Source organism: Streptomyces sp. PKU-EA00015, from assembly GCF_013387495.1.
Taxonomy (GTDB): domain Bacteria; phylum Actinomycetota; class Actinomycetes; order Streptomycetales; family Streptomycetaceae; genus Streptomyces.
Map to the genome: position 1 here is coordinate 1 of NZ_JABZEE010000007.1, position 16,842 is coordinate 16,842.

General features: G+C 71.9%; 16 protein-coding genes. 13 read left to right on the plus strand and 3 right to left on the minus strand.

Annotated elements, in window-relative coordinates; genetic code table 11:
- Positions 1–44 precede the first annotated feature (44 nt).
- The 8 genes from HW130_RS06380 (at position 45) to HW130_RS06415 (ending at position 6,996) form a co-directional block, all read left to right on the plus strand.
- A complete protein-coding gene (locus HW130_RS06380; RefSeq protein WP_177148445.1) occupies positions 45–689 on the plus strand; it encodes an HAD family phosphatase in 645 nt (214 codons plus the stop codon).
- Positions 690–732: 43 nt separating this feature from the next.
- On the plus strand, positions 733–1,950 hold the full coding sequence (locus HW130_RS06385) for an MFS transporter (RefSeq protein ID WP_177148446.1): 1,218 nt from the start codon (positions 733–735) through the stop codon (positions 1,948–1,950).
- Entirely contained in the window at positions 1,901–3,076 is a 1,176-nt protein-coding gene (locus HW130_RS06390; RefSeq protein WP_177148447.1) for an acetoin utilization protein AcuC, read from the plus strand. Before HW130_RS06385 ends, HW130_RS06390 begins: the two co-directional genes overlap by 50 nt.
- A gap of 90 nt (positions 3,077–3,166) precedes the next feature.
- Positions 3,167–3,982 carry a phosphatase gene (locus tag HW130_RS06395; RefSeq protein ID WP_177148448.1) on the plus strand — a complete coding sequence of 272 codons (816 nt, stop codon included), beginning with the start codon at positions 3,167–3,169 and terminating at the stop codon, positions 3,980–3,982.
- A 128-nt stretch (positions 3,983–4,110) separates the two neighbouring features.
- Complete coding sequence (locus HW130_RS06400; protein WP_014046653.1) at positions 4,111–4,323, plus strand: helix-turn-helix domain-containing protein; 213 nt, start codon at positions 4,111–4,113, stop codon at positions 4,321–4,323.
- A gap of 123 nt (positions 4,324–4,446) precedes the next feature.
- Complete coding sequence (locus HW130_RS06405; protein ID WP_003948845.1) at positions 4,447–4,545, plus strand: 30S ribosomal protein bS22; 99 nt, start codon at positions 4,447–4,449, stop codon at positions 4,543–4,545.
- Between the two features lie 196 nt (positions 4,546–4,741).
- Positions 4,742–5,845: an NAD-dependent epimerase/dehydratase family protein gene (locus HW130_RS06410; RefSeq protein ID WP_177148449.1), complete on the plus strand. Its 1,104-nt coding sequence runs from the start codon at positions 4,742–4,744 to the stop codon at positions 5,843–5,845.
- Positions 5,846–5,880: 35 nt separating this feature from the next.
- Complete coding sequence (locus HW130_RS06415; RefSeq protein ID WP_177148450.1) at positions 5,881–6,996, plus strand: 1-acyl-sn-glycerol-3-phosphate acyltransferase; 1,116 nt, start codon at positions 5,881–5,883, stop codon at positions 6,994–6,996.
- A gap of 83 nt (positions 6,997–7,079) precedes the next feature.
- On the opposite strand, the gene HW130_RS06420 is transcribed toward HW130_RS06415, so the two are convergent.
- The 3 genes from HW130_RS06420 to HW130_RS06430 form a co-directional block, all read right to left on the minus strand.
- Positions 7,080–8,270: a DUF5667 domain-containing protein gene (locus HW130_RS06420; protein ID WP_177148451.1), complete on the minus strand. Its 1,191-nt coding sequence runs from the start codon at positions 8,268–8,270 to the stop codon at positions 7,080–7,082.
- A 243-nt stretch (positions 8,271–8,513) separates the two neighbouring features.
- On the minus strand, positions 8,514–9,374 hold the full coding sequence (locus HW130_RS06425; protein ID WP_177148452.1) for an ECF subfamily RNA polymerase sigma factor, BldN family: 861 nt from the start codon (positions 9,372–9,374) through the stop codon (positions 8,514–8,516).
- Between the two features lie 670 nt (positions 9,375–10,044).
- Positions 10,045–10,986, minus strand: coding sequence for an HAD family phosphatase (locus HW130_RS06430; protein ID WP_177148453.1), 942 nt, complete (start codon positions 10,984–10,986; stop codon positions 10,045–10,047).
- Between the two features lie 116 nt (positions 10,987–11,102).
- On the opposite strand from HW130_RS06430, the gene HW130_RS06435 reads away from it, so the two are divergent.
- The 5 genes from HW130_RS06435 (at position 11,103) to HW130_RS06455 (ending at position 16,802) form a co-directional block, all read left to right on the plus strand.
- On the plus strand, positions 11,103–11,378 hold the full coding sequence (locus HW130_RS06435) for a glutaredoxin family protein (RefSeq protein WP_177148454.1): 276 nt from the start codon (positions 11,103–11,105) through the stop codon (positions 11,376–11,378).
- A gap of 345 nt (positions 11,379–11,723) precedes the next feature.
- Positions 11,724–12,449, plus strand: a complete 726-nt coding sequence (locus tag HW130_RS06440) for a redox-sensing transcriptional repressor Rex (RefSeq protein ID WP_177148455.1) — start codon at positions 11,724–11,726, stop codon at positions 12,447–12,449.
- Positions 12,446–14,176: a glutamyl-tRNA reductase gene (locus tag HW130_RS06445; protein WP_177148456.1), complete on the plus strand. Its 1,731-nt coding sequence runs from the start codon at positions 12,446–12,448 to the stop codon at positions 14,174–14,176. The genes HW130_RS06440 and HW130_RS06445 overlap by 4 nt, the downstream gene beginning before the upstream one ends.
- Positions 14,173–15,144, plus strand: coding sequence for a hydroxymethylbilane synthase (gene hemC / locus HW130_RS06450; RefSeq protein WP_177148457.1), 972 nt, complete (start codon positions 14,173–14,175; stop codon positions 15,142–15,144). The genes HW130_RS06445 and hemC overlap by 4 nt, the downstream gene beginning before the upstream one ends.
- Entirely contained in the window at positions 15,141–16,802 is a 1,662-nt protein-coding gene (locus tag HW130_RS06455; protein WP_177148458.1) for a uroporphyrinogen-III synthase, read from the plus strand. Before hemC ends, HW130_RS06455 begins: the two co-directional genes overlap by 4 nt.
- Positions 16,803–16,842 lie beyond the last annotated feature (40 nt).

The window sequence follows — 16,842 nt, forward strand, 5'->3', positions numbered from 1 at the left end:
TTCCGGGGCTTTCCTGCGTTCCGGGGTCGCATAAGGTCGGCGGCATGCGCTACGACCTCGTCATCTTCGACAACGACGGCGTGCTCGTCGACAGTGAGCCCCTCTCGAACACGATCCTCGCCGGCTATCTCACCGAGCTCGGCCACCCCACTTCGTACGAGGACTCCCTGCGCGACTACATGGGGGCCGCCGTCCACCGCGTCCACGACCTCGTCCGGGAGCGGACCGGGCAGGCGCTGCCGGCGGACTTCGACGAGACGCTGCACGCGCGTGTCTTCGCCGCCTTCGAACGGGAGCTGGCCGCCGTCGACGGCGTCACGGACGTTCTGGAGAAGCTCACGGCCGACGGTGTGCCGTACTGCGTCGCGTCCTCCGGAAGTCATGAGCGGATCCGTGTCGGGCACCGCACCACAGGGCTCGACCGGTGGTTCACCGACGACGTCCTGTTCAGTGCCCAGGACGTGGGCCGGGGCAAGCCCGCGCCCGATCTCTTCCTTCACGCCGCCGCGCGCATGGGGGTGGCGCCCGAGCGGTGCGTCGTCGTCGAGGACAGCCGCCTGGGGGTGCAAGCGGCCCTGGCGGCCGGTATGGACGTGTACGGGTTCACCGCCATGACGCCCGCCGACAGACTCGCCGGGGCCAGGGGCTGCTTCGATGCAATGGCGGAGCTGCCCGCATTGCTCGTGTGACGTGTCTACCCACCGGTAGTTCACGTCCGTACGCTGTGCCGCCATGACGGATGCGCGGTTGGGCCACGGGCGGGCCTCCTTGGCGTTCAGCTTCTTCTCCCAGGGTGTCGCGTTCGCTCTGCTCGTGACGCGTATCCCCGCCGTGCAGGACCGCTACGGGATATCCGACGGGCTGCTGCCGCTCTTCCTCGCGGCCGTGCCGATCCTCGCCGGGGTGGGCAGCGTCCTGACCGGGCGCATGGTCCGCCGGGTCCCGGCGAGCGCGGTGCTGCGGTGGTCGCAGCCGCTCGTGCTGCTGTCGCTCCTCGGCGTCGCCGCGGGCGACCGGATGTGGCAAGTGGGCGTCGGTCTCGGGGTGTTCGGGCTGGCCGTCGGTGCGCTCGACGCCGCGATGAACATGCTGGGCGTCAGTCTCCAGCGCGCGTACGGGCGGAGCGTCATGCTCGGCTTCCACGCGGCGTACAGCCTCGGCGGGATCGCGGGCGCGTCGCTGGCGTGGGCGGGTGCGCACTTCGATCTCGCGCTGGTCGTGTCGTATCTGCCGGTGGTCGCGGTCCTGATGCCCGCGGTGCTCGCCGCGAGCCGGTGGTACGTCGACGGCGAGCAGGCTCCGGAGCCCCGCCGGGCGGAGGCTGCCGGGGGCGGGGTGGCCTTCAAGGTGCTGGCGCCGCTGTGTCTGGTCATGACCTTCGCGTACATCGGGGACTCGACCGTCTCCAACTGGAGTGCGAAGTACCTGCAGGACGTCCTGGGAAGCTCCGAGGAGCTGGCGACCGTGCCGTACAACGCGTACATGGTGACGACGCTGATGGGCCGGGCCGTCGGGGATCTCGCGGTGCGGCGCTTCGGGGCCGTGGCCGTCGTCCGGGGCGGGGCGGTGCTGGCGGCGGCCGGGTTCGCGGTGGTCGCGGGGGCGCCGGGTGCGTGGGCCGGGATGCTCGGGTTCACACTGCTGGGGTTCGGGCTGTGCGTGATCGTGCCGCAGACGTTCGCGGCGGCGGGCCGGCTGGCGCCGGGGGACAGCGATGCGGCGGTGGCGCGGCTCAACGTGTTCAACTACGTCGGCTTCCTGGTCGGGTCGCCGTTGGTCGGGGCGCTCGGGGACGTGTGGAGCTACCGGGGCGCGATGCTGGTGCCGATGGTGATGGCGCTGGTCACGTTGGCGTATGCCCGGTCGTTCGGGGCGGAGCCCGCCCGATACGGTGGCGGGCATGAGCGGCCGCGGGTTGTTGATGTGGGACGAGGCGGTAACGAAGTATGACTTCGGAAGCAGCCATCCGATGGATCCGGTCCGGCTCGCGCTGACCATGGGGCTGGTGCGCGCGTACGGGCTGGACCGGGCCATGGACGTGGTGGCCGCCAGGCCGGCGGGCGACTCGACGCTCCGGCTCGTGCACCGCGAGGACTACGTGGCCGCGGTACGGGCGGCATCCGAGGACCCGGCGAGCGCGGACCAGTCGTACGGACTCGGCACGGTCGACGACCCCGCCTTCGCGGGGATGCACGAGGCGTCGGCGCTGATCGCCGGGCAGTCGGTGGGCGCCGCCGAGGCGGTGTGGCGGGGGGAAGCCGCGCACGCCGTCAACTTCGCCGGCGGCCTGCACCACGCGATGCCGGGAGCCGCGTCCGGGTTCTGCATCTACAACGACGCGTCGCTGGCCGTCGCCCGGCTGCTGGAGCTGGGTGCGGAGCGCGTCGCGTACGTGGACGTGGACGTCCACCACGGCGACGGGGTCCAGGCGGCGTTCTGGGACGACCCGCGCGTGCTGACGATCTCCCTGCACGAGCATCCGCGCACGCTGTTCCCGCAGACCGGCTGGCCGGAGGAGACGGGCGGCACCGGGGCCGCCGAGGGCTCGGCGGTGAACGTGGCGCTGCCCGCCGGGACGGGCGACGAGGGGTGGCTGCGCGCGTTCCACGCGGTGGTGCCCGAGCTGCTGGCCGGCTTCCGGCCGCAGGTGCTGGTGTCGCAGCACGGCGCGGACACGCACTTCGAGGACCCGCTCGCTCATCTTGCGGTGTCGCTCGACGCTCAGCGTGCGGTGCAGGAGGCGTGTCACGAGCTCGCGCACGCGCACGCGGACGGGAAGTGGGTGGCGCTCGGCGGCGGGGGCTACGAGGTCGTGTACGTCGTTCCCCGGTCGTGGACGCACCTCGTGGGGATCGCCGCGCACCAGCCGGTGGCCCCGGAGTCGGTGATCCCCTCGACGTGGCGCGACGAGGTGTACGCGCGGACGCGCCAGTTGGGGCCCGCGCGTATGACGGACGGGCGGTGGCCGGTGCGCCTGCGGTCCTGGGAGGACGGCTACGACCCGGCGGACCGGCTCGACCAGTCGATCCTGGCGACGCGTCGGGCCGTGTTCCCGCTGCGCGGGCTGCTGGCGTAGCGGCGGGCACCGCAGGGGCGATTACGCCAACTGTGCGGAGCACACGCGTTTCGGGCCTGCCGCAGGGCCCGGTGCGTCAGCATCGGAAGGGTGTTGAGCACCGGAACGCCGCGGGTACAGCTGCGGGCGCATCTGCTGGCGTCGGGGTTGGCGGGGGACGTGGCGACCTCGCGGGAGGCCGCCCTGCGCAGTTATCGCGCGTTCGCCGCGCGGGACCCGCGGGTGACCCTGGGGCTCGATCCGCGGTGGTCGTGGAGCGAGCGGGACCTGATTGCGCTGATGTCCAGGAGATGCGGGGTGTCCGCCGATCCGGCGTGTGTGGGCGGAGGCGACGTCATCGACCCGGAGCTGACGCTGTGTGCACTGGACGCGTTCGCCGGGCGGTTGGGGGACGTGGCGCGGCGGCGGGCTCCCGTGCTGTTCGGCACGGGGCATCCGCACCGGTTGCTGGGGTTCTACGCAGACCTGGCAGACGCGGTGTCGGCGGCGGGGTGTTCCGTCCTCACCCCCGCGCAGGGGCGATGTGTCGACATAACGACCCGGTTCGGCGTACGCACGCACCGACTCGTGTACGTACGGGGGGTGGCCTCGCTGTACGAAAAGGGAGCGCGCGAGACGGGCGCGCACAGCCATTCCCCTCTGCCGGTGAGGGTGGCGCTCCAGGCCGCCGCGGAAGCGGGCGGCCCTCTGCCCGAGCTCGTCGTCGGAGACCACGGCTGGGTCTGCGGGGCAGGTCAGCTGGGGATCGAGGCCATGGGCCTCGCGGACACGGACGATCCCGCGCTGTTCGTCGGCGAGGCGGAGGGGCGGGTGTCGGTCGCGGTTCCGCTTGATGACGCCGTTCGGCCGGAGTACTACCGGCCTCTGACGCGCTATGTACTCAATCGAGCGTGTCTGTCACAGTAGGCGGCCGATTGCAGCTCCTCTTCCCCACTCGCACCACCCGCCCCTAGTCTGGGCAGTGAGCGCACAGCGACGAAGAGTCACCGGAGGGGAAGCCGGTGCGCGTCGGGTGCGGAAGGTACAGGTGGGTCATGGCTGCTGGCAGCGAGAGGCCTCTGAACGAGGTCAAGTTCCTTACCGTGGCGGAGGTTGCCTCGGTGATGCGGGTGTCGAAGATGACCGTGTACCGCTTGGTGCACAGCGGTCATCTGCCGGCGATCCGGGTGGGGAGGTCCTTCCGGGTACCGGAGCAAGCGGTGCACGAGTATCTCCGCGAATCCTTCGTGGGGGTGGAATCCGCGTAACGGGGACCGGGACGGTCGCCCTCGGATTACAAGCTCGGCGCTCTGGCGGGTAGGCTAGGCCGACGTAGGTCGTGTGGGCCCAGACGCCCCGCACCGAGTGAAGAGAAGTGAGCGAGGGTAGTCGTGGGCTCTGTTATCAAGAAGCGGCGCAAGCGGATGGCGAAGAAGAAGCACCGCAAGCTGCTCAAGCGCACCCGCGTTCAGCGTCGCAACAAGAAGTAGGCGACAGCTGTACGTGTTTTCTCGGCCCTTCCACCAGCCTGGTGGAGGGGCCGAGGTGCGTTGTTGGGCCGGTGTGGACGAGAAGTGGGGGCGGGAGAAGGAAGCACGTGGCAAAAGTGCGCCGTGCGGTCATCACAGTGCAACACCGACGCGCTACGGTGACGCCAGGACCTGGACCTAGGGGAAGGCGCTGATCTTGGGCAAGGTCGTGCTCGTCACCGGTGTGGCCCGGCAGCTCGGTGGCCGTCTCGTGCGGCGCATCCAGCGCGATCCCGAGGTGGACCGCGTGATCGGTGTGGACGCGGTGGGGCCCGGACATCATCTGGGCGGGGCCGAATTCGTGCGTGCCGACATCCGCCAGTCGGCCATCGCCCGCGTCCTGGCCGAGCACGCCGTCGACACGGTCGTGCACATGGACGTGACGGGTACGCCGCTGGGCGCCGGGGGACGCACGGCCGTCAAGGAGACCAACGTCATCGGCACCATGCAACTGCTGGGAGCCTGCCAGAAGTCGCCGACGGTCAAGCGGCTGGTGGTCAAGTCCAGTACGAGCGTGTACGGCTCGGCCCCGCGCGACCCCGCCGTCTTCACGGAGACCACCCCGCCCAAGTCGCTGCCGAGCGGCGGCTTCGCGAAGGACGCCGTGGAGGTCGAGGGCTACGTGCGCGGGTTCGCCCGGCGACGCCCGGACGTGGCCGTGTGCGTCCTGCGGTTCGCGAACATCCTCGGCCCGTGCGCCGACTCGCCGCTCGCCGAGTTCTTCTCCCTGCCGGTCATGCCGACCGTCTTCGGCTACGACCCGCGTCTGCAGTTCGTCCATGAGGACGACGTCATCGACGTGCTGCGGATCGCGCTGCACGAACCGCGCCGCGGGACGCTGAACAGCGGCACGTTCAACATCGCGGGCGACGGTGTGCTGACGCTGTCCCAGTGCTCCCGGCGACTGGGGCGGCCGACCATGCCGGTGCCTCTGCCCGCCGTCACCTGGGTCGGCTCCGCGCTGCGCACGGTCGGCATCACGGACTTCTCGCCGGAGCAGATCCGGCTGCTCACCCACGGCCGCGTGGTCAGCACGGTCCAGATGCGCGAGACACTGGGGTTCCGTCCGCGGTTCACCACCGCCGAGACGTTCGCGGACTTCGCACGCAGCCGGGCTCCCGGGCTGCTGCCGCCCGAGTCCGTGGCCAGGGCCGTGGACCGGGTCGCGGCGGCGCTGCCCGTCGGCCGGGGCGCGGGACCCGCCGTGGAGACGACGACCGGTGAGACGACGCGCGGCGAGACGACGCACAGCGCCGGATGAGCCCTGAGGGGCCCGGATAAGGAGCGCAGCCAACGATGGCGGACGCCAAGGTCATTCCGTTCGACGACGACCGTTCGCGCGGTGGTGCGCAGCGACCGGCGCGGCGGCGCCCCGGCGGGTCCGCGCGCCGCATGGCCGACCCGGCCGCGGCGGGCGACTCCGTGGTGCGCGAGGCGCCGGACCCGGCGGCACGGGAGACGGCGATGTCGGAGGCGGCCGTGCGGGACGCCGCCGTGAGCCCGCTGCCGGACCGGGGCGTCGTGGCGGCAGCCCGCGACACGGCCGCCGGGGAGCCGGCATCGGCGGGCGGGGGGAACTGGGACCGCCGGATCGCGGGCGGACTGGCGTTCCTGCGCCGACGGCTGACCGGTGACTACGAGGTCGACGAGTTCGGATACGACGCCGAGCTGACCGACAACGTCCTGATGTCGCTGCTGCGGCCGTTGGCCGACAAGTACTTCCGTGTCGAGGTGAAGGGCATCGAGAACATCCCGTCGGACGGCGGCGCCCTGGTGGTGGCCAACCACTCGGGGACGCTGCCGCTGGACGGGCTGATGCTGCAGGTCGCCGTCCACGACAACCACCCGGCCGGACGCCACCTGCGGCTGCTCGCCGCCGACCTGGTGTTCATGCTGCCGGTGGTGAACGAGCTGGCGCGCAAGGCCGGGCACACGCTCGCGTGCGCGGAGGACGCGGAACGGCTGCTCCAGGGCGGCGAGGTCGTCGGGGTGATGCCGGAGGGCTTCAAGGGCATCGGGAAGCCGTTCAGCGAGCGGTACAAGCTCCAGAGGTTCGGGCGCGGCGGCTTCGTGTCGACGGCGCTGCGGGCGGGCGTGCCGATCGTGCCGTGCTCGATCGTCGGCGCGGAGGAGATCTACCCCATGCTCGGCAACGCGAAGACACTGGCGCGGCTGCTGGGCTTCCCGTACTTCCCCATCACCCCGACCTTCCCGTGGCTGGGGCCGCTGGGGGCGGTGCCGCTGCCGACGAAGTGGACGATCCAGTTCGGCGAGCCGATCGCCACGGACGGGTATCCGCCCGAGGCGGCCGAGGACCCGATGCTGATGTTCAACCTGACGGACCAGGTGCGCGAGCAGATCCAGCACACGCTGTACAAGCTGCTGGTGCAGCGCCGCTCCGTCTTCTTCTGAGCCGTCCTCTTCCGAGCCCGTGCACGTGTGAGGGGCGCCCCCGGCCGGGGGCGCCCCTCACACGCGTGTCCTGGACGTCGGTCCTATTCGTCGTCGCTGTCGATGCCGAGGCCCGGGAGGATCCCCGGCAGCAGGGGCGGGATGGTGACGTCCGGAGCAGTCGACTCCGAGTGCCTGCCGGACGCGGAGGGGTCGGCGTCCTGCGCCGGCGGGTCGAACAGGCCGCCGGTGTTTCCGCCGAGCAGCCCGTCGTCGGCGGCGGAGCTGGAGCCGGACGGACGGGGGCTGCTGTCCTGGCCCGTGTGACCGCCGCCCGTGTCGGGCGCGGACGGTGTGCTGCTGCCCGCGCCCGTGGTGCGCCCGTCGTCCCCGGGAACGTCCACGTCCCGCGAGCCGCGGTCGTCGGTCTCGGGTGCGCGCGGCAGCAGCGACTCCAGCGGGCCGACCTGTTGATCTATGGCGTCGAACGCCGAACTGACCTCTTCGCCGACGTCGGTGAGCTGGGCGGGAAGCCGGTCGCGCAGTCCGTCCCATGCGTCCCGGTGGGAGCGGGAGAAGGAGTTGAGCGTGGCGATCGGACCGAGCGAGCCGTCGCGCTCGTAGGCGGCGCTGAGCAGTCGGTGGCCCTCGCTGACGTCGTGCCGCATGCCGGTGAGCGTGCGGCGGACCTCACCGAGCGATTCGTGGTCCAGGTGACCGGAGCGGCCCCGCTCCATCAGGCGGCGGGCCTCGCTCAGGCGCGTCGACGCCTGGTCGAGGTAGAGCTCGCCGCGGTCGGATGCGTCGTCCGCCATGCCGCGCTTGAGGTCCTCCATGCCGCGCTTCAGCCCGTACAGCGAGTCACCGGGCAGGGCGTCGGAACTGGCAGCGGCCACCCCGCTGAAGGCGCCCGCGGCCACACCGACGGTCAGGCCGCCGGCCGCGAGCCCCTTCGACCAGCGGGAGCGCGGTCGCAATTTCCGGAGCCGGGAGGCCCGGTGGGCACCGCGGCCATGGGTCCGCTGCTCCGGCACCGTAGGGCCCGCGGATGCACCTCCCTGCGCCGTGCCTTGTTGAAGCATCGCTTCCATGGCGGCCACGAGCTGGGCCCGCTGCACCACCTTGACCTCGGGGTCCAGCTCCGGCTTCGGCAGTTCGCCGAGACCGTGAGCCAGACTCAACAGCCTTTCCTGCTCGGTCGATTCGACCGACTCCGCCTGCTGATCGGCCGCCTGGTCTTCCAAGGCCTGGGCGAAGGCGCTCGCCCGCCGGTGCGCCGATACGTTCGCGATCACTGGCGGCACCTCCTCTCGTCATGACGATCGACTCCCCTGGGCGTCTGGAGGGTTGCACGCCTTGAGCACATCCACACGAAAGAGTGAGTGTCTGCGGGCATGGCGTGTCCACAGGGAGTCCGCATTCCGCACAACGAGCGGCGCGGCACTTGGGTTACGCGCGAAAGATGATCGGACCAGTGCGTCATCGAGGCGTCACCGAGGGTGAGTTGGGTGCAGGGTCGCAGGGGGTGCGCGCGGGGCTCAGCGTGCGTCGTCGGGGAGCAGCCGGGCGAGGGTGCGGACGGCCCGGTACTGCAGGGTCTTGATCGCGCCCTCGTTCTTGCCCATGGCCCTGGCGGTCTCGGCGACGGACAGGCCCTGCAGGAAGCGGAGGGTGACGCACTCCTGCTGCTGGGGGTTGAGCTTGCGTACGGCTTCGAGCAGTGCGGCGTTCGACAGGGACTCCAGGACCGAGTCCTCCGGGCTGCGCTCGACCTCGTTGGCGTCGAGCATCTCGCCGGTGGTCACTTCCAGGCGGAAGCGGCTCGACTTGAAGTGGTCGGCGACGAGGTTGCGGGCGATCGTCACGAGCCAGGCGCCGAAGTCGCGCCCCTGCCAGGTGAAGGTGGAGATCCTGCGCAGCGCCCTGAGGAAGGTCTCGCTGGTCAGGTCCTCGGCGGTCGCCTTGCCGCCGACGCGGTAGTAGATGTAGCGGTAGACGGTGTCGCTGTACTGGTCGTAGAGCCGCCCGAAGGCCTCGGCCTCACCCGCCTGGGCGCGCTCGACGAGCTCCATCATGCGCGCGCTGTCGCTGTCGGCGGTGGGCCGGCGGGCGGTGGCTGCGCCGGAGCTGCCGCGTCCGCCCCGTCTGCCGACGGCCGTCCGCCCGTCGTCCTGGCGCCGCCCGTCATCGACGGCGCTTCGGGCCGGTCCCTTCTGCATGCCGTTCGGGATGCCGTCGGCCAGGGCATAGCAGGGGGCGGCCGGGCCGCTGACGGCGAGGCCGGACGTGGCGAGTGCGGGGACGGCGTACGCGGTGGGGACAAAGCCGCGCAGGTGGTCGAGGACCGCCGCGCGCAGCGTAGCCAGGCCCGAGGCGTCAACCCCGACGTGTGGGTACACGGGACTCCCAGAGGCAGAGCTTCCATCACGTGCAGTGCGGGACCGTTCACCCGTCGTGATGACTGGTGGGGTCCGTCATGCGTCTGAGGAGAATAACGCTTCGTACAGGCAGCGCTACACCGAGTTGCTCAAATCGCCGTTTCCGTCGCTTCTCTTATGAGTTGACGACTGATCACGTGGCACATTGTGAGCGGTTGTTGATCGAATTACTTCGTGATCTGTCTGATCGCGGGGTGACTTGTGGTCGCGGCGGGGGAACGGGACTGGCCGGGGGTGTGGAGGGGTAAGAACGGCGGAATGCCCGCCGACACGCGGGGGCGTGCGTGGGGGCTCTGGGGGCGCTGCCTGTGGGGCGCTGCCCCCGGCCTCGCGTCTCGAGCGCCGGCGGGGCTGGATGTGACCCGGCGGGCGCAGGTGGCCGGTGGCGCGGGCAGGTCGGCCTGGGGCGTGCGGCGGTCCTGCGCGGGGCGCTGCCCCCGAGCCCCGCGCCTCGAGCGCCGGCGGGGGCTGGAGACGCCCGGCGGCCGGGGACCGTGCCTGATCTGCCGGCGATGGGTGTCGCCGGGCGACCGCGGTCGGGCCGGTCCGGTGTGCGCGGCGGTCCTGCGGGGCGCTGCCCCGGGCCCCGCGCCTCGAGCGCCGGCGGGGCTGGACATGGCCCCGCGTCGTGTCAGCGGCGGCGGCGGTGGAGGGCCACTGCTGCTGCCGTGCCGCCCGCCAGGGCTCCCACGCCCGCTGCCGCCGGGATGCCGACCTTCGCCGCCTTGCGGCCCGTCCGGTAGTCCCGCAGGCGCCAGTCGCGTTCGCGCGCGTGCTTCCTCAGCTTCGTGTCCGGGTTGATCGCGTACGGATGGCCGACCAGCGACAGCATCGGGATGTCGTTGTGGCTGTCGCTGTACGCCGCGCAGCGGGCCAGGTCCAGGCCCTCCGCCGCCGCCAGCGCCCGTACCGCCTCCGCCTTCGCCGGGCCGTGCAGCGGTTCGCCGACCAGTTTGCCCGTGTACACGCCGTCGACCGACTCGGCGACCGTCCCGAGCGCGCCGGTCAGCCCCAGCCGGCGGGCGATGATCGTCGCCGTCTCGACCGGCGCGGCCGTCACCAGCCAGACCTTCTGGCCCGCGTCCAGGTGTGCCTGGGCCAGCGCCCGGGTCCCCGGCCAGATGCGGTCCGCCATGTACTCGTCGTAGATCTCCTCGCCGATGCTCATCAGCTCCGAGACCCGGTGGCCCTTGACGATGGACAGGGCCGACTCGCGGACGTCCTGCATGTGGTCCGGGTCCTCGACACCGGCCAGCCGGAACCACGTCTGCTGCCAGGCGAACCGCGCCAGTTCGCGGCGCTGGAAGAACTTCCGTTTGTACAGCCCGCGGCCGAAGTGGAAGATCGCCGCGCCCTGCATCACGGTGTTGTCGAGGTCGAAGAACGCGGCGGCGCGGACGTCGCCGGCGACCGGGAACTCCGGTTCCCGGGCACGGGGTCCTTCCTCGAGTGCTTCGAGTGCCTCGATGGTCTGCGAGGACTTGCGCGCTGCCTCGGCGGCGGCTTCGCCCGCCAGCACGCTGCGAGCGGTGGCGGAGCGCCTACGCGGGGTGAGCCATCCCAGAGCGGCCATGACGTGAGCATAGCCAGTCTGTCAGGGACTTCCCGACTCACCGGGATGCGACGACGTGAACACTCCGCGACCGCGGTGTTAAACGGGCCGGCGGTCGGCGGGGCGAGAATGGGCTCATGAGTCCTGTGCTGCGGCGTACGAAGAAGAAGCCCGAGGAGCGCGTGGTGACGCTCATCGGCAAGCCCGGCTGCCATCTGTGCGACGACGCGCGGGCCGTGGTCGAGAAGGTCTGCGCCGAGACCGGCGCCTCCTGGGAGGAGAAGGACATCAACCAGGACACCGAACTGCACCGCGCCTACTGGGAGCAGATCCCCGTCGTCCTGGTGGACGGGGAGCAGCACACCTTCTGGCGTGTGGACCCCGACCGGCTGCGCCGCGCGCTCGGGAGCTGACGCCCCGGAAGGCGGGTACCATCATGGTCGTTTTGCTTGGATTTCTCCGCCGCGCACGCCTCTTTCGGGGCCGGACCGTGACAGGGCAGAGTGGGCGGAGTCAGGCGGTCTCGGGGGCGTAGATCGTAAGGAGTGTGTACGACTTTGCCCCCTTTGGCGCCTCAACGGACCGGGGTGGTCCGCGGTTCCAGGATCCGTCCACCGGATTGCGTGACCCCGGTCACTTTGCACGGACAAAGCGGACACAATCTTTGTGCACGCGTTCACAAAGACATAGCCTGCATTCGACGGGGCGGTCTTGGGACACTCGGCCGCCTGCAGCCTCGCTCATCCCGCAGGAGCACCGTGGCAACTGGCCGAAATCACCGACCGGCGACCCGTAGCCGAGGAATCCCCGAGGCCACCGTCGCCCGGCTTCCGCTCTACCTGCGCGCCCTGACGGCGCTCTCGGAGCGGTCCGTGCCGACGGTCTCCTCCGAGGAGCTGGCCGCTGCCGCGGGCGTCAACTCCGCGAAGCTGCGCAAGGACTTCTCGTACCTCGGCTCGTACGGGACCCGGGGTGTCGGATACGACGTCGAGTACCTCGTCTACCAGATCTCCCGCGAGCTCGGTCTGACGCAGGACTGGCCGGTCGTCATCGTCGGTATCGGAAACCTCGGCGCCGCCCTCGCCAACTACGGCGGCTTCGCGTCCCGCGGTTTCCGGGTCGCCGCGCTGATCGACGCCGACCCGACCATGGCCGGCAAGCCCGTCGCCGGCATCCCCGTCCAGCACACGGACGAGCTCGAGAAGATCATCCGGGACAACGGGGTGTCGATCGGCGTCATCTCGACGCCCGCCGGCGCCGCCCAGCAGGTGTGCGACCGCCTGATCGCGGCCGGCGTCAGCTCCATCCTCAACTTCGCCCCCACCGTGCTGTCCGTGCCGGACGGTGTCGACGTGCGCAAGGTCGACCTCTCGATCGAGCTGCAGATCCTCGCCTTCCACGAGCAGCGGAAGGCCGGCGAGGAGGCCGAGGCCACGGGCCGGAAGGGACCCGACGGGGACATGCCCGCCGTGATGCCGGTATGAGTCTCCTTGTCGTCGGCCTGAGCCACCGCAGCGCTCCCGTGAGCGTGCTGGAGCGTGCCTCGCTGTCCGCCGATGCGCAGGTCAAGCTGCTGCACGACACCCTCGCGGCGGAGCCCGCGACGGAGGCGACGGTCCTCGCCACCTGCAACCGCATCGAGCTGTACGCGGACGTGGACAAGTTCCACGCCGGTGTCGCCGAGCTGTCCACGCTGCTCGCCCAGCACAGCGGGGTCGGGCTCGAGGAGCTCACTCCCTATCTCTATGTGCACTACGAGGACCGGGCCGTCCACCACCTCTTCTCGGTGGCCTGCGGCCTGGACTCCATGGTCGTCGGCGAGGGCCAGATCCTCGGCCAGATCAAGGACGCCCTCGCACGCGGGCAGGAGCTGCACACCGCGGGACGGCTGATCAACGACCTGTTCCAGCAGGCGCTGCGCGTCGGCAAGCGCGCCCACAGCGAGACCGGGATCGACCGGGCCGGGCAGTCGCTCGTCACCTTCGGTCTCGAACAGCTCGCCGCGGGCGAGTCCGTCGAGGCGTGGGCCGCTGACAAGCGTGCCCTGGTGATCGGCGCCGGCTCGATGTCGTCGCTCGCCGCGACGACGCTGGCGCGCCTGGGCGTACGCGAACTGGTCATCGCCAACCGGACGACGGAGCGAGCGGAGCGGCTGGCCGCGGTCCTCTCCGAGTCGGGCGGCGTGCGCGCCCACGCGGTGCCGATGCGGTCCGTCGCCGATGAACTGACACGTGCCGACGTGGCCGTCTCCTGCACCGGCGCGACGGGTCTGGTCCTGACCGCCGAAGCGGTCGCGACGGCACTCGCGCAGCACGTGGTGCCCGAGGCCGTTCCGGGCAGGGACCTGCGCGCCCCCGGGGGCAGCGTGGTCGCCCGTCTGGCCGCGGTGGCGGCCCGCGACGGCCGCGTGACCGAACTCCCCGTGGACGGCCCCGAGGTGGTCCCGGCCGCCCCCGGCACGGTTCTGGACGCGCCCGAGGCGGGCGCCGGCACGGCACAGGCCGGTCCGACCGCCGCCGGCCGGGTCGTCGGCGAGGACGCGGTCTTCGACGGCGCGGACGTTGCCCCAGGCTCCGAGTGCCCCGTCGGGCTCGACGACTCCCTCGCGCAGCACGGCGCCTGGGTCGACAACGCCTCCCGCACCCGCGCCGCCTCCGCCCGCACGGCCGCCGTGCGGCACGCCGACGGCAACGGCCCCGTCCGGCTCGCGCTGCTCGACCTGGCCATGCCCCGGGACATCGACGCCGCCGTCCACCGCCTCGCCGGCGTACGGCTCGTGGACATCGAGTCGCTCGCCGAGGCGTCCGCCGACGCGCCCATGGCCGCCGACGTGGACCAGGTCCGCTCGATCGTCTCCGACGAGGTCGCCGCCTTCGGCGCGGCCCAGCGCGCCGCCCACATCACCCCGACCGTGGTCGCCCTGCGCACCATGGCCGCCGATGTGGTCTCCAGCGAGATGGCCCGTCTCGACGGCCGGCTCACCGGCCTCGACGAGAAGCAGCGCGCCGAGATCACCCAGACCGTGCGCCGCGTGGTGGACAAGCTCCTGCACGCGCCCACCGTGCGGGTCAAGCAGCTCGCCAGCGAGCCCGGCGGCGCCGGGTACGCGGACGCGCTGCGGACCCTCTTCGACCTCGACCCGGAGACGGTCGCCTCCGTCAGCCGGGCCGACCTGAATGACGCAGACGTCAAGAACCGAGGGCGAGTATGACCGAGAGGGCACTGAGGCTCGGGACCAGGCGCAGCAAGCTCGCCATGGCCCAGTCCGGGCATGTGGCTGAGGAGGTGCGCCGGCTGACCGGCCGCGACGTCGAGCTCGTCGAGATCACGACGTACGGGGACGTCTCCCGCGAGCACCTGGCGCAGATCGGCGGCACGGGCGTGTTCGTCGCGGCCCTGCGCGACGCGCTGCTCCGCGGCGACGTGGACTTCGCCGTCCACTCGCTGAAGGACCTGCCCACCACGCCGCACGAGGGTCTGACACTGGCCGCGACCCCCAAGCGGGAGGACCCGCGCGACGCGCTCGTCGCCCGCGACGGCCTGACCTTCCACGAACTGCCGGACGGCGCACGCATCGGCACCGGTTCGCCGCGCCGGATGGCGCAGCTGAACGCGTACGCCCGCTCCCACGGGCTGCGCATCGAGACCGTGCCGATCCGCGGAAACGTCGACACCCGGATCGGATACGTACGCAGCGGGGAGCTCGACGCCGTCGTGCTCGCCGCTGCCGGACTCCACCGCATCGGCAGGATCGACGAGGTCACCGACTTCCTGTCGGTCGACTTCGTCCTGCCCGCCCCCGGCCAGGGGGCCCTGGCGATCGAGTGCAGGGCCGGGGCCGACGGCCACGACACTGCCCTCGCCGCCGCGCTCGGGCAACTCGACGACCCGCACACGCGGGCCGCCGTGACCGCCGAGCGTTCCCTGCTCGCCGCCCTGGAGGCCGGCTGCTCCGCACCCGTGGGTGCGCTGGCCGACCTGCTGGCCGACGGCCAGGTTGCCACCGAAATGCGCCTGCGGGGGGTCGTCGGCACACCCGACGGCTCCGCGCTGGTGCAGCTGTCCACCACCGGTCCCGTACCCACGTCGCACGGCGACGCCATCGCGCTCGGTCGCGAACTCGCGTCCGAGATGCTCGCCAAGGGTGCGGCCGGTCTTATGGGGGAGCGAGCACTTTGAGCCCCACCACCTCGAACCTTCCGGGCCTCGCGGCACACGGGCACGTCACCTTCCTGGGTGCCGGTCCCGGCGACCCCGGTCTGCTGACTCTGCGCGCCGTCGAGGCGCTCGCCGACGCGGACGTGCTGATCGCCGAGCCCGCTGTCCTCGATGTCGTTCGCGGCCATGCGCGGGCAGGCGTAAGCACGCCTGAGCTGACGGTTGTTGACGACGCGTCAGCCTCCGCCGGGATCCCGGTCCTCAGGGATGCGGCCAATCTTGTCATGGAGGCCGCGAGGGGCGGCAAGCGGGTCGTCCGTGCGGTGACCGGCGACCCGGGCATGGACACCGACGCCGGCCGGGAGATGCTCGCGTGCGCGTCCGCGGGCATCCCCTTCGAGGTCGTGCCCGGTGTGGCGACGGCCGTCGGCGTACCGGCGTACGCCGGTGTCCCGCTCCGCGACGAGCAGGGCACCGACGTCCGTTTCGTCGACGCCCGCACCGCGTCCGACCGGTGCTGGACCGAGGTCGGCGCGAGCGACGGCACGGTCGTCGTCTCCACGACGCTGGAGACGGTCGCCGCCGCCGCGGGTGAACTGGTCGCCGCGGGCCGCAAGCCCGACACCCCGCTGACCGTCACCGTCGCCGGTACGACGACGCGCCAGCGCACCTGGACCGCGACGCTCGGCACCATCGCGCAGACGCTGAAGCAGGCGAAGGTGCTGCCGTCCCCCGAGGGGCACCAGCCGGTCATAGCCGTGGTCGGTGAGCGCAGCGCCGCCGCCCAGCGCGACCAGCTCGCGTGGTTCGAGTCCAAGCCGCTGTTCGGCTGGAAGGTGCTCGTGCCGCGTACGAAGGAGCAGGCGGCCTCGCTCTCCGACCAGCTTCGTTCCTACGGCGCGGTGCCGCACGAGGTCCCGACGATCGCGGTCGAACCGCCGCGCACGCCGCAGCAGATGGAGCGCGCGGTCAAGGGACTCGTGACCGGACGCTACGAGTGGATCGCCTTCACCTCGGTGAACGCGGTGAAGGCCGTGCGGGAGAAGTTCGAGGAGTACGGGCTCGACGCCCGCGCCTTCGCCGGGATCAAGGTCGCCGCGGTCGGCGAGCAGACGGCCGCCGCGCTGGTGGACTTCGGCGTGAAGCCGGACCTCGTGCCGAGCGGTGAGCAGTCCGCGGCCGGGCTGCTGGAGGACTGGCCGCCGTACGACCCGGTCTTCGACCCGATCGACCGCGTCTTCCTGCCGCGTGCCGACATCGCGACCGAGACGCTGGTCGCGGGCCTCATCGAACTCGGGTGGGAGGTCGACGACGTGACCGCCTACCGGACCGTGCGTGCGTCGCCGCCGCCGGCGGAGACCCGCGAGGCGATCAAGGGCGGCGGTTTCGACGCGGTGCTGTTCACGTCGTCGTCGACCGTGCGGAACCTCGTCGGCATCGCGGGCAAGCCGCACAACGTGACCGTGATCGCGTGCATCGGCCCGGCGACCGCGAAGACCGCGGAGGAGCACGGGCTGCGGGTCGACGTCCTGTCGCCCGAGCCGTCGGTGCACAAGCTGGCCGAGGCGCTGGCGGAGTTCGGCGCGCGGCGGCGGGCGGCGGCCGTGGAGGCGGGCGAGCACGTGACGCGCCCGTCGGAACGGCGTCCCGGCGGACGGCGGCGGCGTACGACGACGTGACGTACGCGGTGACATGAGGTGACCGGCGTGGCCGGGCGGG